The organism is Leisingera sp. ANG-DT, assembly GCF_000813785.1.
Taxonomy (GTDB): Bacteria; Pseudomonadota; Alphaproteobacteria; order Rhodobacterales; family Rhodobacteraceae; genus Leisingera.
This window is the reverse complement of sequence record NZ_JWLE01000013.1, coordinates 33,458-53,628: the sequence shown is the minus strand read 5'-3', so window position 1 is coordinate 53,628 and position 20,171 is coordinate 33,458. Positions and strand designations below refer to the sequence as shown.

The following is a 20,171-nucleotide window of genomic DNA, read 5'->3' as shown; positions in this document are numbered from 1 at the left end:
GCTCCTGTCATGAGAAATTCGTTGACCCAACATCTAAGGGCGGGCTTGCGGGATCACAAGCAGGCCGGACGCCGGGCCGCAAGAGAATGGCATTTTCGGGTAAGAGCCGGGTAAACGGGGCGTACGCAGCCCAGGCAACGGGGGTCAGCGGCTGTACTGATCAAACAGGCGGCACATGCGGGAAAACACATGGGCGCGGATTTCCGGGGTTTCCATCATCACCTCGTGCTGCCCCCCTTTGATCAGGTCCAGCTCGCCGCCCGGCCAGCGGTTCATGCGGTCGTGAATGGCGCCGGGATTGACGATTTGCTCGTCAGTGCCGAGGAAGGTGATGCAGGGCAGGGCGGGGGAGGGCATCGCTGCCAGTTCCGCGCATTCCTGCAGGCTGACCCGCAGCCATTGGATGGTGGGACCTCCCAGCGCCAGATCCGGCTGTGCCGCCAGCTGGGCGTGCATCAGCTTGTACATTTCCGGATCGGTGGTCAGCGTGTTGCCCTCGAACGGGGTGATCTGCACGTATTGCTCCAGCGCAGTGGTCGGCAGCAGCCGTTCGTCCAGGCGCAGCAGCGGCGCGATGCCGCCAAGGGCGTGGACGAGCGGGCGCAGCAGCGGCGGGATCTGGATGCCCCACATCGGGCCGGTGAAGGCGCAGGAGTTGACCTCCAGCCCCTCGATCAGGGCGCGCAGGCCGATGGCGCCACCCATCGAGTGGCCAACCAGGTGCCAGGGCCGGGGCAGGTCCAGCTGCGCGGCCAGCGCGGCCAGCGCCTGCACATCTTTCTGGAAATCGGTGAAATGGCCGACATGGCCTAGCCGCCGTTCGGCCAGCATCCGTCCGGCCAGCCCTTGGCCACGCCAGTCCACGGTCAGGGTGGCATGGCCGCGGGCGGCAAACTCGGCCGCGGCGGGCCCGTATTTCTCGATGTATTCCGTGCGTCCGGGGAACAGCAGGACCGTGCCCTTTGCCTCCCCTTCAGGACGCCAGTGGCCCGCGCGGATGCGCAGGCCATCTGAGGTGTGCACCCAGTGGGCTTCCCCGCCTGCCGGTCCCTGCGCGATCTCCGCAAACAAGGGGGCGGGCTGGAGGTCCACCGGAGCGCCGTCCATCAGGCCAGCGCCGAGGCGAGCTGCATCGCCGTGCCCATGTCGCCGTCAATGGTCAGCTTGCCGGACATGAAAGCGGCGGTCGGGTTCAGGTCGCCCTCAAGGATCGACTGGAACGTGTCGGCGTCGGCGGACATGGTGACATCGGCCTCTTCGTCGGCGACGCGGGCGCCGGAGCTGTCCAGCATGATGGCGCCCAGGCCTTCGATCTGGAACTTGGCGGAGGCGGTGAATTCGCCTGCGTCCAGTTTGCCGTTCAGGGCCTCAGCTGCCTGTTCAAGGGTAACGCTCATCTTGATCCTCAATCTGTTTTGCGCGCCTTATAGCACAAACCTGTGAAGCCATAGCAGCTATTACTGGTAAATGCAGCGCGCGGGATTACACTGGGGGCATCATGGTGGCAAATTTCCCAAAGCTCAAAGCTATCGTGGCGGCAACGGCTGCCATGGCCGCGCTTTCCCTGCCTGGCAGTGGTGCCGCGCAGGCGCTGTCTGCCGAGGTGCTGCTGCAGGATCTGGCGCAGTCCGAAGCATCGGAGGCCGCGGCGATTGACCGCGAGCTGCAGGCGCTGTGGGCCAGGAGCGGTTCTCCTTCAATGGACCTGCTGCTGCGGCGGGGACGGGACGCGATGGAACGCGGCGACCTGCAGGAGGCGGTGGAGCATCTGACCGCGCTGACCGATCACGCGCCAGGCTTTGCCCGCGGCTGGTATGAACGCGCGCGGGTTTACTTCGAGATCGGCCTCTACGGCCCTTCGATAGCGGATCTGGAACGGTCGCTGGCACTGAACCCGCAGGACTACAACGCGATCTATGCGCTGGGCGTGGTGTTTGAGCAGTTCCGCCAGCCGGAACGCGCCTATGAGGCCTACCAGCGCGCCAAGGCTATACATCCGCACCACGAGGAAGTAAGCAGCGCCCTCGAACGTCTGAGGCCCTCGATCGAGGGCAGGGAACTGTAAGCCCCGCTGGGGCGCGGGGGCTGAAGTTATGGCAAGCGCATCGCGGATCGTGGCCGTTCTGGGCCCGACCAACACCGGCAAAACCCACTATGCCATCGAACGGATGCTGGGCTACCGCACCGGAGTGATGGGCTTTCCGCTGCGCCTTTTGGCGCGGGAAGTCTATGACAAGGTGGTGGCTGCGCGCGGCCCGTCAGTCGTGGCGCTGGTCACCGGCGAGGAGCGGATTGTGCCGCCCCGGGCGCAGTACTGGATCTGCACGGTGGAGGCGATGCCAGAGGGCATGGGCTGTGACTTCCTGGCGATCGACGAGATTCAGCTCTGCGCCGACCCGGAGCGCGGCCATGTGTTCACAGACCGGCTGCTGCGCGCCCGCGGTACTCATGAGACGCTGTTTCTGGGCGCAGACACCATGCGCGGACCGATCTCGGCGCTGGTGCCGGGTGTCGAATTCGTCCGTCGCGACCGGATGTCCGATCTGGTCTATACAGGTTCGAAAAAGATAAGCCGGATGCCGCCCCGGACCGCCATTGTCGGGTTTTCGGTTGATAATGTCTATGCGATTGCCGAGCTGATCCGCCGCCAGAAGGGCGGTGCAGCGGTGGTGATGGGGGCGCTCTCCCCCCGGACACGCAACGCCCAGGTGGCGCTCTATCAGAATGGCGAGGTTGATTACCTTGTGGCGACCGATGCCATCGGCATGGGGCTGAACCTGGATATTGACCATGTGGCGTTTTCCTCCACCACCAAGTTTGACGGCCGCCGGATGCGCCCGCTGGCACCGAATGAACTGGCGCAGATTGCAGGCCGCGCGGGCCGGGGGATGAGTCATGGCACCTTTGGCGTCACTGGCGATGCACGGCCGCTGGACGAGGGCACCGCCTCGGCGATCATGAGCCACCAGTTCACGCCGCTGAAAAAACTCAACTGGCGCTCTGCCGACCTGCAGTTCGGCACCGTCGAGGCGCTGATCAACTCGCTCGAATCAAGCCCCACGAACGAGAACCTGATCAAGGCGCGTGAAGCCGATGATCTGGGCGCGCTGAAGATGCTGTCGCGGGAATCCGCCGTGATCGCGCGCACCACCAACGCGCAGTCGGTGAAATTGTTGTGGGATGTTTGCCGGATCCCTGATTTCCGCGGTATCTCCCATGCCGAACACACGTCGCTTCTGGGGGTGATTTTCGAGCATTTGCATGGCGGCGGGGTGGTGCCGGACGACTGGATGGCCCGCCAGATAAAGCGGATTGACCGCACCGACGGAAACATCGACACATTGTCCAAGCGTCTGGCATTTATCCGGACGTGGACATATGTCGCGCAGCGGAATGGCTGGCTGCGTGACGAAAGCCATTGGCGCGGGGAGACGCGCGCTGTAGAAGACAGGTTGTCGGATGCTCTGCATGAGCGTTTGACTCAGCGATTTGTGGACCGGCGCACGTCTGTGCTGTTGCGGCGGCTCAAACAGAAGGAGGCCCTTTTGGCCGAAGTGAATGACAAGGGTGAAGTGACGGTCGAAGGCGAATTCGTCGGCCGTCTGGAGGGGTTCCGGTTCAGCCCGGACAAAGCTGCGCAAGGCACTGAGGCAAAGGCCCTCAAGGCGGCCTCGCTGCAGGCATTGGCGCCGCAATTCCATCTGCGCGCGGACCGGTTCTACAACGCGCCCGATACCGAGATCGACTTTACCGAACAGGGCGGTCTGATGTGGGGCGAACATGCGGTCGGCAAGCTGGTTGCCGGCGCCGACGCGCTGAACCCGCAGATCGAGGTCTTTGTGGATGAGGCCGCCGGGCCGGACGTGGCCCAGAAGGTCGAGCGCCGTCTGCTGCATTTCATCACCCGCAAGATCAACGCGCTGTTCGAGCCGCTTCTGAACCTGCAGAAAGATGAAGAACTGACCGGTCTCGCGCGCGGCTTTGCCTTCCGCATGGTCGAAAACCTCGGCGTGCTGCCCCGTGCAGGCGTGGCGCAAGAGGTCAAGGACCTGGATCAGGACGCCCGCGGCGCGCTGCGCAAGCACGGCATCCGCTTCGGCCAGTTCACCATTTTCATGCCGCTGCTGCTGAAGCCGGCGCCGACCCGTCTGCGCTTGGTGCTGTGGTCGCTGGCAAACGGCCTGCAAGACTTCCCCGAGGCGCCGCCCCCGGGTCTGGTCACCGTGCCGTCCATCAAAGACGCGCCGGAAGGCTATGACACCATGTCCGGCTACCGTGCCGCCGGCGAGCGGATGATCCGCATCGACATGCTGGAGCGTCTGGCTGACATGCTGCGCGGCGAAGACAGCCGCGGCGGCTTTGAAGCCAAGGCCGACATGCTGTCGATCACCGGTATGACGCTGGAGCAGTTCGCCGATCTGATGCAGGGCCTGGGCTACAAAGCCGAGAAGGGCGAACGCGAAAAGGTGAAGCCTGCCGACGCCGTGGTGGCAGAAACCGGCACGCCTGCCGAAGGTCAGCCGGTGATGGATGCCGCTGCAGAGGCAGAGAACACCCCGGCCGCGGCACCGGATGCCGAAGGCGAGCCTGCGCCGGCGGATGTGCCTGCCGGCACTGAAGCCATCGCAGACGAGGGCGTTGCCCCCGTCGCCGAGGAACCGGCCGAGCCGGCAGCCGAGGCGCCCGTTGCGGAAACGGCTGCGGGCGAAACCCCGGTTGGTGAAGCAGCCGATGCGGCTGTTGACGCGCCGGAGGTGGAAGTCTTTTTCACCTTCACTTGGGGCGGTAACCGCGGCGGACGCCAAGGCGGCCAGCGCCAGCAGAACCGCCGCCCGCAGGGCGACGGCAAGCCTGGCGGCAAGGGCAAGCCGCGCGGTGCCAAGGGCGGCGACCGTGATGGTGGCCGGGGCAAGCCGGGCCGCAAGGGCGGTCCGCGCCAGGATCAGGGCGCCAAGACCTATTCCTCGCGTCCTGCCAAGAAGGAAAAGCAGATCGACCCGGACAACCCCTTCGCCGCAGCGCTGATGGGGCTGAAGCAGGGCGATTGACCCGGCTATGACTGAGGGGGCGCCCAAGATCCGCATCGACAAGTGGCTTTGGCATGCGCGGTTTTTCAAAACCCGCAGCCTGGCCGCGAAACAAGTCAGCGCGGGCCATGTGCGCCTCAACGGCACCAAGGCTTTGAAACCGGCTCAGAACGTTGCCCCGGGTGACGTTCTGACCTTTGCTCAAGGCAAAGTGATCCGGGTGGTCAAGGTGGAAGCCATCGGCGAACGCCGCGGCCCGGCGCCGGAGGCACAGGCGCTGTACTTTGACATGACGGAAAAGCAGGAAAAAATTCCGGCCAATCCAAAGTTCGAGGGAAAAGGCCGTCCGGACAAAAAAGCCCGCAGGGCGCTTGATCTTACCCGCAAGCCAGAGGGCTTTTGACGCCTTGAAGTGCAGCCGCGTCTGGATTAGCTAGGCGCAAACGGAAAACGGGACTCGGTACAATGACCTATGTCGTGACGGAAAACTGCATCGCCTGCAAATACACCGACTGTGTCGAGGTATGCCCGGTGGACTGTTTCTATGAGGGCGAGAACACCCTTGTGATCCATCCCGACGAATGCATCGACTGCGGCGTTTGCGAACCGGAATGCCCCGCTGACGCAATCCGCCCGGATACCGAGCCGGACATGGACAAATGGGTTGAATTCAACCGCAAATATGCTGAACTGTGGCCGGTGATCGTGTCCAAGAAAGATCCGATGCCGGGGTATGAGGAACGCGACGGCGAAGAGGGCAAGATGGAGAAGTATTTCTCCGAGGCCCCCGGCGAAGGCGGCTGATTCTCTGGCTCCCGCGGGAACGCCGCATTTGTGCGGAAAACCGCCGTATCACTTCGGGTTTTCACGGAGCCTTGCCAGAAGGCCGCCTTTCGGGCGGCCCTTTTTTATGATATACTTAGCGCACAATAGACATAAACAATCGGAGTCCGCCCCCGGTGCGCCGTAGCAGTGGCGTGCAAAATGGGCGGTATTTCTGCGGAGAAAATGTCCTGAGGGCTGGTCAAACTGAACTGACCGGATCTGGATTTTTTTTACGCCATAGTGCCGGTGCCGCCCGGCCATGAGTGAGGAAGAACCTGTATGACCAAGTCGAAGAAGCTCGAATTCCGCCCCAATGATTATGTGGTCTATCCGGCGCATGGCGTCGGCCAGATCATCTCGATCGAGGAGCAGGAAGTGGCCGGCTTTGCGCTGGAGCTTTTCGTGATCACCTTTGAAAAGGACAAGATGACCCTGCGGGTGCCGACCAACAAGGCAACTGAAGTGGGCATGCGTTCGCTGAGCTCGCCGGATGTGATCGCCCAGGCGATGAAGACGCTCAAGGGCAAAGCCAAGGTGAAGCGCGCCATGTGGTCGCGCCGCGCCCAGGAGTACGAGCAAAAGATCAACTCCGGCGACCTGATCTCGATCGCTGAGGTGGTGCGCGACCTGCACCGCACCGACGACCAGCGCGAGCAGAGCTATTCCGAGCGTCAGCTGTACGAGGCTGCGCTGGAGCGCCTGACCCGCGAAGTGGCCGCTGTTTCCGGCAACGATGAAATCGCCGCTGCCAAGCAGGTGGATGAGGTCCTGACTTCCCGCGCTGCCTGATCGCTGCGCTGATCTAAGATTGAAGGCCGTGCCCGAAAGGGCGCGGCTTTTGTTCGTCTCAGGGTGAGTTAACCGCAGAAGGCAAGCAGGACGAGAAGTCCGGCAATCTCAGCCGCCTGCTGCGAAGCGCCCAGAACATCTCCGGTCTGGCCGCCGACCTTGGCCTTGGCCAGGGCGCCCAGCCCGGCCGCAGCAGCACCCATAGCCAAAGCCACGCCAAAGGCCGCGCCGCCGATCAGTGGCAGCGACAGAGCAATTGCCAGCACTGCAGCCAGCAGGCAGGGCAGGGCGCGGGGGCGGCCAACGGTCTGTGACAGGCCGGCGGAACGGGCGTTTGGCAAAAATGCCATAAGCTGGGGCATCACTGCCCGGCTCATCATTGCGATTGTCAGCAGCGGCCAGACACCGGCCGCCGCGAACACAGCGGCCGAGGCGCTCCACCGCAGTCCCAGCCCCAGGATCAGCGCGATCACCCCGTAAGCTCCGATACGGCTGTCCTTCATGATCTCCAGCCGCCGCTCGCGGGTAAAGCCGCCCCACAGCCCGTCGGCGGTGTCGGCCAGCCCGTCCTCATGCATGGCGCCGGTCAGCATCACCTGCACTGCCAGCGCAAGACCTGCGGCCACCATGGCAGGCAGCCCGGCAGCCAGCGCCAGCGCCGCCAGCAGCGCTGCGGGCAGCGCCACTGCGAGACCGGCCAGCGGAAACGCCCAGACCGCCTTGGCCTGGCGCTGGAAGGCCTGCTGCGGCAGGTGCGGCAGCGGCAGCCTGGTCAGCAGCACCAGCGCCAGCAGAATGTCTTTTGCCTGAATGTCGTTTTTTTGCATTTGCGGGCCTATTGCAGTGCTTGCGGCGGGGCTGCCAGCGGTTAAACAGGGTCAATCCGCTTTATCCGCGTCCACCACTCAGATGCAACGAGGCTTTCACATGCTGCCACAGCTTTCCTCCCTTGATGATTTCCGCGCCGCACTGGCGGGCGCGCCTGCGCAGGACCAAGCAGCTGCCGCCGCCGCTACGGCGCGAAACAGTCAGCTGACAAAGCCGCCGGGCGCGCTGGGGCGTCTGGAGGAATTGGCGATCTGGTACGGCGGCTGGCGCGGCAGTGAGCGGCCGGAAATTGCCGCGCCCCAGGTGATCGTTTTTGCAGGCAATCACGGGGTGATGGAGCAAGGTGTTTCGGCATTCCCGGCAGAAGTGACGGCCCAGATGGTTATCAACTTCGAGCACGGCGGTGCAGCCATCAACCAGCTGGCAAAGATGGCAGGCGCACGCATGGACGTTCATGCGCTGGAGCTGGACCGTCCGACCGCTGATTTCACCAAAAGCGCCGCAATGAGCCAGGATGACTTGCTGGCGGCGCTGAAGGCTGGATGGGAGGCTGTGGACCCTTCGGCGGACCTGCTGGTTGTTGGCGAAATGGGGATCGGCAACACCACACCGGCTGCGGCCCTGGCCTGTGCGCTGTTTGGCGGAGAGGCGTCGGACTGGACCGGCCGCGGCACAGGTGTGGATGATGCGGGCCTGGCGAACAAGACCCGGGTGGTGGCGGAAGGCGTCGCGTTGCACCGCGCTGCAATCCGCGACGGCCTGGACGCGCTGGCCTGCCTGGGCGGGCGTGAGATTGCGGCCATGGCGGGTGCAATCGCCGCCGCCCGGGTGCTGCATATCCCGGTGATCCTGGATGGGTTTATCTGCTGCGCCGCGGCGGCCTGCCTGCTGCAGACTGCGGATGGTGCGCTGGACCATGCGGTTGTGGGTCATCAAAGCGCCGAAGCTGCGCATGCGGCATTGCTGGCAAAGCTGGGCAAGGAACCGCTGCTGTCGCTGGGCCTGCGCCTGGGCGAGGCCTCCGGGGCGGCGCTGGCGATTCAGGTTCTGAAAGGCGCCATCGCCTGCCACAGCGGTATGGCGACCTTTGCCGAAGCCGGCGTTTCCGACAGCTGAACCTATCGGCCTGAAGATCCAATTCTGAAGCCCCGGCCTGTGCCGGGGCTTTTTGTCATTCTGCAGCTTCGGAAGAGCGTTTGCGCTTCCGCTCAGCCATTTCGAAGATCGCGCTTTCGATAGCCTTCTCCAGTTCCTGCGCCCGTTCGATATAGGCAGGGTTCTGGCTGGCGGGCACGCCCGGGATCCAGTGCTGTGCCAGATCGCGCAGGTTCTGGCGGTCGTGATTGTAGAAGGTCTGCGCGGCTTGCGCGGCCTCGTATTCGCTGAGACCGACGTTCTCCAGCACATAGCGGCCGGCGCGGACGGAGCTGTCGAACAGCTCGCGCACGATGTCGTCGGCACCGGCCTGATACAGCTCATAGACATGGTTGCGGTCCTTGGCGCGGGCAATGATGTGCAGGTCCGGGTAGGCCCGGCGCACATAGGAGACCATCTTGACCACACCTTCCGGGTCATCCAGCGCCACAACAAAAACCTTGGCCTTGGCGATACCTGCGGCCTTCAGAAGCTCCGGGCGGGTTGGGTCGCCCAGGAAACTCTTGACCCCGAAGCGGCGCATTAGCTGCACTGCCTCCATATCGTGGTCCAGTACCACGGTCTTGAAGCCGCTGGCCTGCACCAGCCGGTTGACGATTTGTCCGAACCGCCCGATGCCGGCAATGATCACCGGGCCTTCTTCGTCGATCTCGTCCGGCTCAGGTGCCTGCAGAGGTTCTCCCATGCGTTTGGACAGCAGATCATAGGCAATGAACAACAGCGGGGTAATCAGCATCGACAGGGCAATCACCAGCAGCAGTTTTTCGGACAGCGCCGGCGGAAGCACGTTGAGCTGGGTGGAAAAGGCCAACAGCACAAAGCCGAATTCGCCGGCCTGCGCCAGGCTGAGTGTAAACAGCCACAGACGCCGCCGGCGCAGGCCGAAGGCGCGGCCGACAACAAACAGCACCGCGCCCTTGGCAAAGATCACCAGCAGCGCGAGACCGATCAGGTCGCCGGGATCGGCCAGGAACTGGCGGTAGTTGATGCCGGCGCCAACAGTGATGAAGAACAGGCCCAGCAGCAGTCCCTTGAAGGGGTTGAGGTCGCTTTCCATCTCGTGCCGGAACTCGGAGTTGGCCAGCACCACACCCGCCAGGAAGGCACCGAGCGCTGGCGACAGGCCAACAAGGGTCATCACGAAAGAAATGCCGACCACGATCATCAGCGCCAGTGCAGTATACATCTCGCGCAGGTTGGAGGCGTGGATGAAGCGGAACAGCGGCCGGGTCAGGTAAATGCCCGCCAGGATGATGAAGGCAATCGCAGCCAAAGTGACCAGCGCCACCGCCCAGCCTGGCAGCCCGTCCACCAGTGACAAAGAGCCGTGGCCGCCATGGCCGCCAGCGCCTTCGCGGCTGATTGAACCATCTGCAGCAAACTGGGGGATGGCATAGGTGCCTAGCAAGGGCAAAAAGGCGAGGATCGGAATGACCGCGATATCCTGTGTTAGCAGCACCGAGAAGGCGGAGCGGCCGCCGCCGGTCTGCATCAGCCCCTTCTCCGACAGGGTCTGCAGCACAATAGCTGTAGAGGATAGAGACAGTGCCAGGCCGACAGCCAGGCTGACATGCCAGGGCTGGCCCATGGCCATTGCTGCGCCCATCAGCACTACCGTCGATAGGGCAACCTGCATGCCGCCCAGCCCGATCAGCTTGTCCCGCATCGCCCAAAGCGCGCGCGGCTCCAGCTCCAGCCCGATCAGGAACAGCATCATCACCACGCCGAACTCGGCAAAATGGCGCAGGTCCTCGGTTTCCGCACCGGTCAGGCCCAGCACCGGGCCGATGGCGATGCCAGCCGCAAGATAACCCAACACAGAGCCCAAACCGAGACGCGCTGCCAGCGGCACCGCAATCACTGCTGCGCCGAGGTAAATTGTCGCCTGATAGAAAAATTCTTCCATATTACAGGTATCGCAAGCCTGCCCCGGCCTTGGCAATGGCTTTGCGGCGGCGGAACAGGCTGTTGCGGCAATCGGGCGCCTGTGCGGCCTTTACTGCTCAAGCATCCGGATATCTTCGCTGAGTTTGCCGATCCGGTCCAGCCGCCTGGAAATCCGCTCCTGGAAGCCGCCGAGCTGGTCAATAATATCCGCCAGGGTTTCACCGGAATCAGTCAGGCGAGCGCTTTCGATCTTGAGCAGAACCCGGGTGGAGCTGAGGCCCAGGAAATGCCGGTGCATGATCTGGCAGGCACCGGTGATGCGCGCGGCTTCCTCATCCACTTCCTTCATGCCGTCTTCAGACCGTTTGACCTGCTGCTTCACCAGGTCGCCCAGAATCTTTCGTTCTGATTCCATGTCGGCATCACCCAGATCGCGGCGTTCCTGCTGCAGCTGATTGTCGCATTCGATCAGAACGCGCGCCATGCCCTCGACAAACAGGCTGTCGTTCACCGAAGATTTGATCTTGGCGAAGTTGCTGTTTTCGCCCATCACGTGGGCGCCAAACCAGTCCGACATCTGCCGTGACATGGCGCCGTAGTTTTGAGACAGAACAGTGACCGGCCCGCCTGAGGGTTCGATGCGCGACGCCAGCACCCGCAGATTATGCGGAATCGTGTGCATGGCATCAAAGTCTGCGATCAGACCATCAGTTTCCTCTGCCAGCTTTTCGGCGTCTTCCAGCATGCCGGTCAGCTCTTGAATCCGTGCGTTCTGCTGGTTGCCCAGACCCTTGTCCCGCGCGATCAGTTCCTGGCTGAGGGCATGTGCTGCAAACTGGTGGTAGTCCTCGAAGCCCTGGCTTTTGAGCCAATCGAGAAGGTACTGGGCGCTTTCCTCCGGTTTGACGCCCTCGTCCTTTTCACGCTTCAGCATTTTGGCGTAAAGGCCGCGCACCTCGTCAAACAGCTTGCTGCTGGGCTTGATGCGGGCCGACAGGTACCCGTCCCCGCAGGGCACCACCACTGCAAAGACCCAATAGTACAACCCATCCTTGGCCTTGTTCTTGACGTAGGCACCGATGCTTTCGCCGCGCTGAATGGTGTCCCAGAACAGCGAGAACACCCCCTTGGGCATGTCCGGGTGGCGGATCACCTTGTGCGGCGCACCGATCAGTTCTTCCCAGGGGTAAGCGCCGACGCGGCGGAACACGTAGTTCCCGGCGCGGATCACCCCCCGGCTGTCGGTTCGGGAAAAGAATACTTCATTGAGGCCAAACGGTGCCTCGCCGCTGGTTGGGCGGGTTTCAACACGGCGGTCTACAAAGGACACGGAAAAGTTCCACTTTGGGTTACAGAAGTCGTTGCTGCATCTTTAGGTCCAAATCCTTCCCAGCTGGTTAAGTCGGCAGCGGCGCGTCGCGTTTTAATTGTGCCATCACGATCTGGCTCTGGACCCTGGCAACGCCCGGATGGGGCAGCAGAATTTCATGAATCAATGTGTTCAGTGCTTGGAGATCGGTGCAATAGACACGCAGCAGGTAATCGGCCTCGCCGGTCATGGTCCAGGCTGACGTGATTTCCGGCTGACTGGCGACCAGCCGCGCAAATCCCTTGGACTGTTCCGGCCCGTGGCTGCTGAGGTGAACCTGCACAAAGCCCTGTACCGCCAGTCCCAGTTTGGCCGGGTTCAATCGGGCCGCGTAGCCTTCAATGTATCCCTCTGTTTCCAGCCGCTGCCGCCGCCGCCCGGCCTGACTGGGCGACAAATTCAGAATCTCTCCCAGCTCCTGTGCAGTGAGATGGGCATTTTTCTGCAGAGCTGCGAGCAGTTTTGTGTCAGTCGGATCCAGCATGCGTGATTTCTCCTGAATTCAACATTGTGATGCGTAACTTGCGCGCAAATCAAGGGTGTGGTGCGCAAATACGCGGAAAAACTGCATAACGAATGCGGTATTCTTGATGCAAGAATTCACCTTGTCCCGAATGACATGAAGGAGACGCGCAATGGGTCCTTTCCCGCACAACGCCCCGAAATCCGAAATCACCCCTGAAAACCCCGCAGGCACCGACGGCTTTGAGTTTGTCGAATTTGCCAGCCCGGAGCCGGACGAACTGCGGGCGCTGTTCACCCGTATGGGTTATGAGCTGACCGGCCACCGCAAGGACCAGCCGCTGGTGGAGCTGTGGCAGCAGGGGGACGTCACCTACATCCTGAACGCAGACCCCGACAGCTTTGCCGCGAAGTTCGTCGATGAGCACGGCCCCTGCGCACCGGCGATGGGCTGGCGGGTTGCTGATGCGCAAAAGGCGTTTGAACACGCGGTGTCCAAAGGCGCCGAGGCCTATGAAGGCCCGGGCAAGGTCATGGATGTGCCCGCGATCAAGGGCATTGGCGGCTCGCTGATCTACTTCATCGACCAGTATTACGACACCTCGCCCTACAACACCGAGTTCGAATGGCTGAAGCAGTCCAAGCCGCGCGGTGACGGTTTCTATTACCTCGATCACCTGACCCACAATGTCTACAAGGGCAACATGGACAAGTGGTTCAAGTTCTACGAGGAACTGTTCAACTTCAAGGAGATCCGCTTCTTTGATATCCAGGGAAAATTCACCGGTCTCTTCAGCCGTGCGCTGACCTCGCCCTGCGGCCGCATCCGGATCCCGATCAACGAGGACCGCGGCGAAACCGGGCAGATCGTGTCCTATCTGAAGAAGTACAACGGGGAAGGCATTCAGCACATCGCGGTTGGTACCGAGGACATCTATGCCAGCACCGACGCAATTGCCGACAAGGGCCTGAAGTTCATGCCCGGCCCGAATGACACCTATTACGAGATGTCCAAGGAGCGGGTGCAGGGCCATGATGAGCCGCTGGACCGCATGAAGAAGCACGGTATCCTGATTGACGGCGAAGGCGTGGTGGACGGTGGCGAGACCCGTATCCTGCTGCAGATCTTCTCGAAAACCGTGATCGGGCCGATCTTCTTCGAGTTCATCCAGCGCAAAGGCGACGATGGCTTCGGCGAGGGCAACTTTAAGGCGCTGTTTGAATCGATCGAGCGCGAGCAGATCGAAAGCGGCGAGATCCAGGCTGCGGAGTAAGCGGCATCAGAGAGACTGACTGCGCCGGGCCTGCATAGCAGGCCCGGCTTTTTTGTGGCTGGGGTATTAGGAAAAGGCGCAGTTTCTGACCCTTGCAGAGAAGACAGTGCCAAGAGGGAAGCAGGCAGCTATGCGGCTGTTCAGCTCTTTGGCATCGTCAGAGTTCGGTTGCGGCCGCCTTTCTGATACTGCAATTGGCCTTCGCCAATGGCAATCACCCGGCCGCCGTCGATCCGGTCGCCGACCTGCACCTTCTTGTAGCGGCCTGAGGGCAAACGAACCAAGGCACGGCGGTTGGCAGCGGTGCCATAGACGCCAATCAGGTTCAGTTTCCGCAGGTTGAGGGCGTTGTTTACGGTCGCACGCCGGGCCACGGAGGCGCTGGACGGAATGCGCGGCGGTGCAGCAGCGGCAGCCGCAGGCACGGCGGCCGCGGTCTGCACCTGGTTTTGCGCGTTGCGGCGGGCGCGGTCGACCAGATTGGCAAAATTTGCGGGACGGCCGCGCGGCACAACCGACGACGCAATGGCCTGCGCGGTGACCGGCAGTTCTTCTTCCTCTGCCGGTTTCAGGCTGGCAGGGCGCTTGCGCGGGCGCAGCCCGGCCAGTTCGGCACGGCTGAGGCCGCCGTTCTGGGCCCGTTCCACCTGTTCCGCCAGATCAGCAGGCCGGGCCTTGGGGCGCTTGCGTGACAGCACCTGGTTGCGGGCGACTTCCTCCGCCAGCGCCTCAGCTGCCGGGTCGCTGCGGTCCGGCGCAGGCGGCGGCACCTTCTGCGGCCTGCCAAGAAAAACCGTGACGCCATCCGGGTTGAGCGTGCCTTCGGGGGTGGCCTTGACCAAACCGCGTTCGTCCAGATCAAATGCGGACCCTGCTGCCGCAGGGGAGGCAATCGCGCCCGGAACTTCGTCCTGGGCGTAAGTTTCGGGTTGCGGCAAAGCAACTGCATCAGCCGCAATTTCCGAGTGGTCAACGGAGGCAGTATAAAGTTCATCCAGGCCAAGAGCGGCGGGGATAGTGTCCAGTTCCGGAGCCACCGGCCAGACACCGGTCGCAGCGTAGCGGGCGGCCTGGGCCAGTTCGTCCAGCGGTTCTGACACTGGGGCGTCTGCCGCCCCGGGCTGCAGGGCTTGCGGATCCAGGAACGCGGTATCCGTTCCTTCTTCCGGGGGGGCGACGCCGTCGGCGGCGGCTTCATCCTCTACAGAGGGGGCTGCCTCCGAATCGTCGGGTAAGGATGGTGCGGCTTCGCTCAGGCCCGGATCCGGCTGATCCGCCAGAACACTGACTTGCGGGGAAATCTCAGCCGGCTGGCCGGCAGTGCCGGAAGAAGTTTTCGGCTCGGTTTCTTCGGGTTGAAGTTCGCCAGAGATGACGGCCGGGGCAGGGGATCGGTCATTGTCCGTGGCCGGGCGGGCGGCAAAGAAACCGCCCTCGCTGAACAGCGCCCAGACTGCGACCGTGGCCAGCAGCAACAGCAGCGCGGCGGTCAGCGCAAGTCCCAGGTAGCGCGGTGTGTTCCCGGATGCCTTTTTGCGGTCAGGCTTGGTTTCCGGCCGCGGTGCGGGCGCGGCAGGAGACGGTGCGCGCAGAGCTGCGGGTGCTGGCGGAATGGTCCGTTGCGGTACTTTCTTTTCTTCTGCCGCTGAGGTGTTTGCCGCGCCCTGCGGTTTTGCAGGCCCCTGATCAGCTACCGGCGTGCTGCCATCTGCGAACGGAGCAGCGGCTGGAGGCGCGAGAGGGGCAGATTTGGGTGCGGGGGGCAGCGGCGGGTTTTCCGCGCCTTGCTCTGGCGCGGTGCCGCGGCGGCTGCTGAAAACCTTTGCGGCAGGTGCCGACGTAGCGTGGCGTTCATCCGGCTGTGAAGCTTCGGGCGGCTCTGGGTGCAAGGGGTCAGGTTCTGAGGCGGGGCCGGCTGACGCGGCTGTGACGGGGGCCTCGAGGGGCTCCTGCTGGCCTAAGGCTTCCGGGCTTTCCGGAGCGGGGCCGGGCTGGGCAGCTTTGTCCGTGTCAGAAGATGAAATTGCCGGTGGAGCAGAGGCTGCAAGAGCCTCTGTTTCTTCGGGTTCAACGGAAGCAGGGGGCTGGTCTTCAGAAAGATCACCTGTTTCAGGTTCCGGAAGGTCAGCCGGACCGATCACCTCGACTACGGCGTTGTCGGGTTCAACTTCGGTTCCGCGGATCATCCGGGTGGTGCCAAAGAACGGTTCGCCCCGGAAGCCGCTGTCCTGAGGTGCGGCAACAAAACTGACAGGCCCGAAGCCGTGCTCCACTGCAAAGGTTTCCGCTTCGTCGAGCGTTTCCAGCGCCACTGCCGCGACATGGGTAACACCGCCTTCGGCGCAGATGTCAAAGGCCAGGTCGTCCACGGGATAAGGCGTTGCGCCATCCAGTGCCTTGCGCGCAGCCTCAATCCGTTCGCCCGCGGTCAGATCTCCGGTCTCAATGCTCAGATAGCGGATCTGGTCATTCGGCAGGATCAGCTTGGAATAGACCCCTTCTGATGCCAGCCGCAGTGCAGTCTTGCGCATTGAGGCAAGCGCTGCAGGAAGGTCCCCGGTGTCAAATGGAGTGCTGGCCACGCTCCGCCAGCCGTCCGGGGCACGGTGCAGAAGTTCTATGCCGTCAGCGGAAAGGGAAAGAGCGAAGGCCGGTTTCATGCTTTGGGTCAAACCATCCAAATCCATACTGCCCGGGGCCGCTGCTGCGCCCGGTGTTTTGCCGCGGACCTTAAAGCAGGAACCTGCCGAGTTAAAGGAAAAGACGGGGTGCAGGCCTTGCGGGCGGCGGATTGCCGTCCCCATGTAAGCTGCATTCGGAAAAGGAGCTTTTGAGCATGAAGGCAAAGAAACTTTTGGCAGCTGCCCTGATGCTGTCGATGAGCACAGGCGCACTGGCGGCCAGCGAGGCCGAAATCCCGCGCCAGATCACTGTTACGGGCGAGAGCAAGCTGCAGATGGCGCCGGAACTGGCTACCATCACCCTGGGCGTGACAGAAGAGGCTGAGGAGGCGGCGGCAGCCATGTCTGCGGTTGCAGAGGGGATGCAGTCGGTGATCACGCGTTTGAAGGACGCTGGTATCGCCGCTGAGGATATGCAAACCCAGCAGATTGCCATGCACCCGGTTTGGTCGCAGGACCGTTCCTACGACAGCGGCGGACGGCGCGGGATCACGGGTTTCGAGGCTTCGAATACCCTGATGGTGCGGGTCCGTGACCTGAGCGAACTGGGGCCGGTGCTGGACGCCGTGCTGACGGCCGGGGCAAACCGCTTTCAAGGGCTAAGCTTCGGAGTTAATGATCCCTCTGCGGCCGCCGACCAAATCCGCGGCGAAGCAGTTAAGGACGCGATCCGCAAGGCGGAGCATCTGGCTGAGGCAGCAGGCATGGAGCTGGGCCCGGTGCGTTCGATCTCCGAGCATGGCGGCGGTGGCGGACGTCCAATGATGACCATGGAGATGGCCCGCAGCGACGCAATGCCGATCGAGGCAGGGGAACTGACCTTCACCCATAATGTGTCGGTTGTGTTTGATATGCTGGTGCCGGGCGGTGAGTAACCGGAAAAGCGAAAAGGCCGGGCATTGCGCCCGGCCTTCCTGTTCCTGATAAAGCGAACCTTAGCCGCAGGCCTTGGCCAGTGCCTGGTCCAGATCGCGGATCAGGTCGCCGGCATCCTCAATCCCAATCGACACCCGCACCACATTGGGGCTGGCGCCTGCCGCCTCCTGCTGTTCCGGCGTCAGCTGGCGGTGCGTGGTGGATGCGGAGTGGATGATCAGCGAGCGGGTATCGCCGAGGTTGGCCACATGGCTGAATATCTCCAGCGAATCCACCAGCTTAATGCAGGCCTCATAACCGCCCTTGACCGCAAAGGTGAATAGACCACCGGTGCCCTTGGGATAGCAGGCTTGCGCACGCTCGTAATAGGGGGAGGACGGCAGGCCGGCATAGGTCACGTAATCAATCCGGTCGTCGTTCTCGAGCCATTCCGCAACCGTGCGGGCGTTCTCGCAGTGGCGCTGCATCCGCAAGGACAGGGTCTCAATCCCCATCAGGGTATAATGCGCCGCCTGCGGGTTCATCGTCATGCCGAGATCACGCAGACCGATCGCAATACCGTGGAAGGTATAGGCCAGCGGCCCGAAGGTCTCGTGGAACTTGAGGCCATGGTAGGCCGGTTCCGGCTCGGACAGAGACGGGAACTTGTCATTTCCGGACCAGTCGAACTTGCCGCTGTCGATCACGCAGCCGCCGGTCACGGTGCCGTTGCCGGTCAGGTACTTGGTTGTCGAATGCACGACCAGCGTGGCCCCTTGGGCAATCGGGTTGCACAGGTAAGGCGTGGCAGAGGTGTTGTCGACGATCAGTGGGATGCCGGCGCCATCGGTGATGTCGGCCAGCGAGCGGATGTCGGTCACATAGCCACCAGGGTTGGCAATGGATTCGCAGAACACCGCGCGGGTATTTTCGTCGATCGCCGCCTTCACCGCGTCCAGATCGTCGGTGTCGACGAATTTCGCAGACCAGCCGAAGCGTTTGATGGTCTGGCTGAACTGGGTGACGGTGCCGCCGTAAAGCCGGGTCGAGGCCACCACGTTGCAGCCCGGCCCCATCAGCGGGAACAGTGCCATGATCTGTGCCGCGTGGCCGGAGGAGCAGCAGACCGCGCCGACGCCGCCTTCCAGCGTTGCCAGGCGTTCCTGCAGCACCGCAACGGTCGGGTTGGTCAGGCGGGAGTAGATAAAACCGACTTCCTGCAGGTTGAACAGCGCGGCGGCGTGTTCGGCATCGCGGAAGACGTAGGCCGTGCTTTGATAAATCGGCGTCTGCCGCGCGCCGGTGGCAGGGTCCGGCTTGGCGCCGGCATGGATTTGCAAGGTGTCAAAACCATAGGACGGGGCGTCGGTCATCAGTATGTCTCCCTGAAAGGTCTTCTGTCGCGCGCACCACAGCATGGCTGCGCGCAGAAGGCAATCGCGTGAATGCCGCAGAGGAAGGCTTCTGCAATGCCGCACAAATGGGCCTCCGGCAAATGCCGGACGCTGCAATTCCAGGAGAACTGCTGGATATTCAATTCAGGCGCAGCCAGCCCTGCGGTTCAGGCTGCGCTCCGGATTTGGATCGTTTGGAAGGAGAGGGCCGGACCTACTTGCGGTAGCAGCGGGACTTTTGCCCAAAGCCGCTGGGGGAGCAGACGTATGTCCCCTTGGCCAAAACAGTTTCTCCAGCCAGGGAATTGCTGTCCTGCGCACTGGCGCTGCCCAAGCTGAGCAGACAGGCCAGAAGCGCGCCGCCTGCAATCTTGATTGAATAAGAAAAAACCGGCACAAGCCGGAGCATCGCACGTACTGCGTACATAAACTGCACCTCGTCCTCATAGGCCCCAGGCAGCTCATTTATGCCTAAACGGCATGCGGCAGCCAAACAGCCAATTCACGCGCTGCACGATCTGCACAGCACGTTTTTCTTAGGCGCAATTGTATTTTTTTTCAACGCAGCTGTGCGGAAATCCGCTTAAAAGGCCTGACCCTGTGCGGTCTTGCACAGGTGGAAAGGCTCTGAAATCAAATGGTTCTCTGCCTTGCCTGCCGATGCTGGCCGGGCGTTGCTTGAACTGTGGAGGGGCAGCACCAAGCCGGATTTCGGGTCAGTTTCCTGCGGTCTCGACTCGGATACGGTGTTCCACCCGCCAATCCGGGAGACCGAACCCATTGGGCCAGGGGTAGACTTCCTGCTGGTTGAAATAGACGATGCCGGTGAGGGCGGGGTAGGCGCTCTTGTCTTGCCGGACGGTCTGTTCCCAGCGGGCAACGTATGCTTCATCGCCGGAATAGCCTAGTTCGGCCACCATGACGGGCTTGCCGTACTCCTTCACCCGCTCGTAGCGGGGGGCGAAGATTTCATCAAAGCTCATCTCGCCGCCTTTGTAGATCTGCTCCCAAGGCTGCAAGCCGAAAACGGAAAGCCCAATGATATCCACGTAGTCGTCGCCGGGATAATACTTATTCAGGTTTTCATATCCCAGCGGTGACCACATCACACGAATTTCCGGTGCTTTGTCGCGGCAGACGTCTATCATCCGTTTGAATGCATAAACATAGGTTTCCGGCTGCCACTGCGCCCAGATGAACTGGCCGCTGTTGTCGTCCATCTCTTGCGCCCAGCGGACGGTAACCTTGCTCTCAAACCGGTTCAGCACTTCGCAGATAGCGGCCATATTGCCGTCGTAGGTACCGTCCCGGATGCCGCGGATCAGCCGCGCTGGCGTGTTGCGGGCATCGCGCGTCCAGGTCCAGGGTTCAATCGTGACCAAGACCTCGCGGTTGCGTTCCTTGGCGTATTGGTCAGCCTCGGTCAGCGACTCCAGAAACAAGTCCTCCCACGGCAGGAAGAGATGTTCGACCTGAACATTCTGTTCATCTGAAAAGTCGCCATTCGGATCATAGACGCCGAAAGGCAGCTCACCGGGAGGTGGCGGGAAGGAAGGAAGGGCGGTTCCGAAAAGGGCCGCTGATACAGCGACGGTGACTAGGATATGCCGGCTAGAACGGGACAT

At 62.5% G+C, this 20,171-nt stretch carries 17 protein-coding genes; 8 read left to right on the top strand and 9 right to left on the bottom strand.

What is annotated here, in order from left to right; all coding sequences use genetic code 11:
• Positions 1–144: 144 nt before the first annotated feature.
• A complete protein-coding gene (locus RA21_RS13935; protein WP_039149898.1) occupies positions 145–1,107 on the bottom strand; it encodes an alpha/beta hydrolase in 963 nt (320 codons plus the stop codon).
• Positions 1,107–1,397: an SCP2 sterol-binding domain-containing protein gene (locus tag RA21_RS13930; RefSeq protein WP_019294699.1), complete on the bottom strand. Its 291-nt coding sequence runs from the start codon at positions 1,395–1,397 to the stop codon at positions 1,107–1,109. The genes RA21_RS13935 and RA21_RS13930 overlap by 1 nt, the downstream gene beginning before the upstream one ends.
• Positions 1,398–1,498: 101 nt before the next feature.
• Here RA21_RS13930 and RA21_RS13925 point away from each other — a divergent pair, with 101 nt between their 5' ends.
• The 5 genes from RA21_RS13925 (at position 1,499) to RA21_RS13905 (ending at position 6,641) form a co-directional block, all read left to right on the top strand.
• Positions 1,499–2,065 (top strand): tetratricopeptide repeat protein, encoded by a 567-nt coding sequence (locus RA21_RS13925; RefSeq protein WP_039149895.1) that lies wholly within the window; start codon positions 1,499–1,501, stop codon positions 2,063–2,065.
• Between the two features lie 28 nt (positions 2,066–2,093).
• On the top strand, positions 2,094–5,048 hold the full coding sequence (locus tag RA21_RS13920; RefSeq protein ID WP_039149892.1) for a helicase-related protein: 2,955 nt from the start codon (positions 2,094–2,096) through the stop codon (positions 5,046–5,048).
• A gap of 7 nt (positions 5,049–5,055) precedes the next feature.
• Entirely contained in the window at positions 5,056–5,430 is a 375-nt protein-coding gene (locus RA21_RS13915; RefSeq protein ID WP_019294696.1) for an RNA-binding S4 domain-containing protein, read from the top strand.
• A gap of 62 nt (positions 5,431–5,492) precedes the next feature.
• Positions 5,493–5,831: a ferredoxin FdxA gene (fdxA, locus tag RA21_RS13910; RefSeq protein ID WP_019294695.1), complete on the top strand. Its 339-nt coding sequence runs from the start codon at positions 5,493–5,495 to the stop codon at positions 5,829–5,831.
• 300 nt (positions 5,832–6,131) lie between these two features.
• Positions 6,132–6,641: a CarD family transcriptional regulator gene (locus tag RA21_RS13905; RefSeq protein ID WP_019294694.1), complete on the top strand. Its 510-nt coding sequence runs from the start codon at positions 6,132–6,134 to the stop codon at positions 6,639–6,641.
• A gap of 68 nt (positions 6,642–6,709) precedes the next feature.
• On the opposite strand, the gene RA21_RS13900 is transcribed toward RA21_RS13905, so the two are convergent.
• Positions 6,710–7,468 (bottom strand): adenosylcobinamide-GDP ribazoletransferase, encoded by a 759-nt coding sequence (locus tag RA21_RS13900; RefSeq protein ID WP_039149889.1) that lies wholly within the window; start codon positions 7,466–7,468, stop codon positions 6,710–6,712.
• Positions 7,469–7,568: 100 nt separating this feature from the next.
• On the opposite strand from RA21_RS13900, the gene cobT reads away from it, so the two are divergent.
• Positions 7,569–8,585, top strand: a complete 1,017-nt coding sequence (gene cobT, locus RA21_RS13895; protein ID WP_039149886.1) for a nicotinate-nucleotide--dimethylbenzimidazole phosphoribosyltransferase — start codon at positions 7,569–7,571, stop codon at positions 8,583–8,585.
• A gap of 55 nt (positions 8,586–8,640) precedes the next feature.
• Here the strand turns inward: cobT and RA21_RS13890 are convergent, their stop codons facing one another.
• The 3 genes from RA21_RS13890 to RA21_RS13880 all read right to left on the bottom strand — a co-directional run bounded on the left by RA21_RS13890 (position 8,641) and on the right by RA21_RS13880 (position 12,364).
• Positions 8,641–10,530 (bottom strand): monovalent cation:proton antiporter-2 (CPA2) family protein, encoded by a 1,890-nt coding sequence (locus RA21_RS13890; protein WP_019294691.1) that lies wholly within the window; start codon positions 10,528–10,530, stop codon positions 8,641–8,643.
• A gap of 90 nt (positions 10,531–10,620) precedes the next feature.
• Positions 10,621–11,841, bottom strand: coding sequence for a PAS domain-containing protein (locus RA21_RS13885; RefSeq protein WP_039149883.1), 1,221 nt, complete (start codon positions 11,839–11,841; stop codon positions 10,621–10,623).
• Positions 11,842–11,908: 67 nt separating this feature from the next.
• Positions 11,909–12,364, bottom strand: coding sequence for an Lrp/AsnC family transcriptional regulator (locus RA21_RS13880; protein ID WP_039149880.1), 456 nt, complete (start codon positions 12,362–12,364; stop codon positions 11,909–11,911).
• Between the two features lie 151 nt (positions 12,365–12,515).
• Between RA21_RS13880 and hppD the strand changes: the two genes are divergently transcribed.
• Positions 12,516–13,616: a 4-hydroxyphenylpyruvate dioxygenase gene (hppD, locus tag RA21_RS13875; RefSeq protein ID WP_039149878.1), complete on the top strand. Its 1,101-nt coding sequence runs from the start codon at positions 12,516–12,518 to the stop codon at positions 13,614–13,616.
• 140 nt (positions 13,617–13,756) lie between these two features.
• Here the strand turns inward: hppD and RA21_RS13870 are convergent, their stop codons facing one another.
• Positions 13,757–16,147, bottom strand: coding sequence for a hypothetical protein (locus RA21_RS13870; protein ID WP_241483507.1), 2,391 nt, complete (start codon positions 16,145–16,147; stop codon positions 13,757–13,759).
• Between the two features lie 305 nt (positions 16,148–16,452).
• Here RA21_RS13870 and RA21_RS13865 point away from each other — a divergent pair, with 305 nt between their 5' ends.
• On the top strand, positions 16,453–17,172 hold the full coding sequence (locus RA21_RS13865) for an SIMPL domain-containing protein (RefSeq protein WP_039149876.1): 720 nt from the start codon (positions 16,453–16,455) through the stop codon (positions 17,170–17,172).
• Positions 17,173–17,232: 60 nt separating this feature from the next.
• Here RA21_RS13865 and RA21_RS13860 read toward each other — a convergent pair whose 3' ends face one another.
• Complete coding sequence (locus tag RA21_RS13860; protein WP_019294685.1) at positions 17,233–18,525, bottom strand: O-acetylhomoserine aminocarboxypropyltransferase/cysteine synthase family protein; 1,293 nt, start codon at positions 18,523–18,525, stop codon at positions 17,233–17,235.
• Between the two features lie 737 nt (positions 18,526–19,262).
• Entirely contained in the window at positions 19,263–20,171 is a 909-nt protein-coding gene (locus tag RA21_RS13850) for a glycoside hydrolase family 26 protein (protein WP_039149871.1), read from the bottom strand.

What these genes read in the sequence shown, in the direction of transcription:
- RA21_RS13905 (WP_019294694.1), top strand. Translation starts at nt 6,132, where the DNA reads ATGACCAAGTCGAAGAAGCTCGAATTCCGCCCCAATGATTATGTGGTC.
- RA21_RS13930 (WP_019294699.1), bottom strand. Translation starts at nt 1,397, where the DNA reads ATGAGCGTTACCCTTGAACAGGCAGCTGAGGCCCTGAACGGCAAACTG.
- RA21_RS13880 (WP_039149880.1), bottom strand. Translation starts at nt 12,364, where the DNA reads ATGCTGGATCCGACTGACACAAAACTGCTCGCAGCTCTGCAGAAAAAT.
- RA21_RS13865 (WP_039149876.1), top strand. Translation starts at nt 16,453, where the DNA reads ATGAAGGCAAAGAAACTTTTGGCAGCTGCCCTGATGCTGTCGATGAGC.
- RA21_RS13870 (WP_241483507.1), bottom strand. Translation starts at nt 16,147, where the DNA reads ATGCGCAAGACTGCACTGCGGCTGGCATCAGAAGGGGTCTATTCCAAG.
- RA21_RS13860 (WP_019294685.1), bottom strand. Translation starts at nt 18,525, where the DNA reads ATGACCGACGCCCCGTCCTATGGTTTTGACACCTTGCAAATCCATGCC.
- fdxA (WP_019294695.1), top strand. Translation starts at nt 5,493, where the DNA reads ATGACCTATGTCGTGACGGAAAACTGCATCGCCTGCAAATACACCGAC.
- RA21_RS13925 (WP_039149895.1), top strand. Translation starts at nt 1,499, where the DNA reads ATGGTGGCAAATTTCCCAAAGCTCAAAGCTATCGTGGCGGCAACGGCT.
- RA21_RS13850 (WP_039149871.1), bottom strand. Translation starts at nt 20,171, where the DNA reads ATGTCCCGTTCTAGCCGGCATATCCTAGTCACCGTCGCTGTATCAGCG.
- RA21_RS13890 (WP_019294691.1), bottom strand. Translation starts at nt 10,530, where the DNA reads ATGGAAGAATTTTTCTATCAGGCGACAATTTACCTCGGCGCAGCAGTG.
- cobT (WP_039149886.1), top strand. Translation starts at nt 7,569, where the DNA reads ATGCTGCCACAGCTTTCCTCCCTTGATGATTTCCGCGCCGCACTGGCG.
- RA21_RS13900 (WP_039149889.1), bottom strand. Translation starts at nt 7,468, where the DNA reads ATGCAAAAAAACGACATTCAGGCAAAAGACATTCTGCTGGCGCTGGTG.
- RA21_RS13935 (WP_039149898.1), bottom strand. Translation starts at nt 1,107, where the DNA reads ATGGACGGCGCTCCGGTGGACCTCCAGCCCGCCCCCTTGTTTGCGGAG.
- RA21_RS13915 (WP_019294696.1), top strand. Translation starts at nt 5,056, where the DNA reads ATGACTGAGGGGGCGCCCAAGATCCGCATCGACAAGTGGCTTTGGCAT.
- hppD (WP_039149878.1), top strand. Translation starts at nt 12,516, where the DNA reads ATGGGTCCTTTCCCGCACAACGCCCCGAAATCCGAAATCACCCCTGAA.
- RA21_RS13920 (WP_039149892.1), top strand. Translation starts at nt 2,094, where the DNA reads ATGGCAAGCGCATCGCGGATCGTGGCCGTTCTGGGCCCGACCAACACC.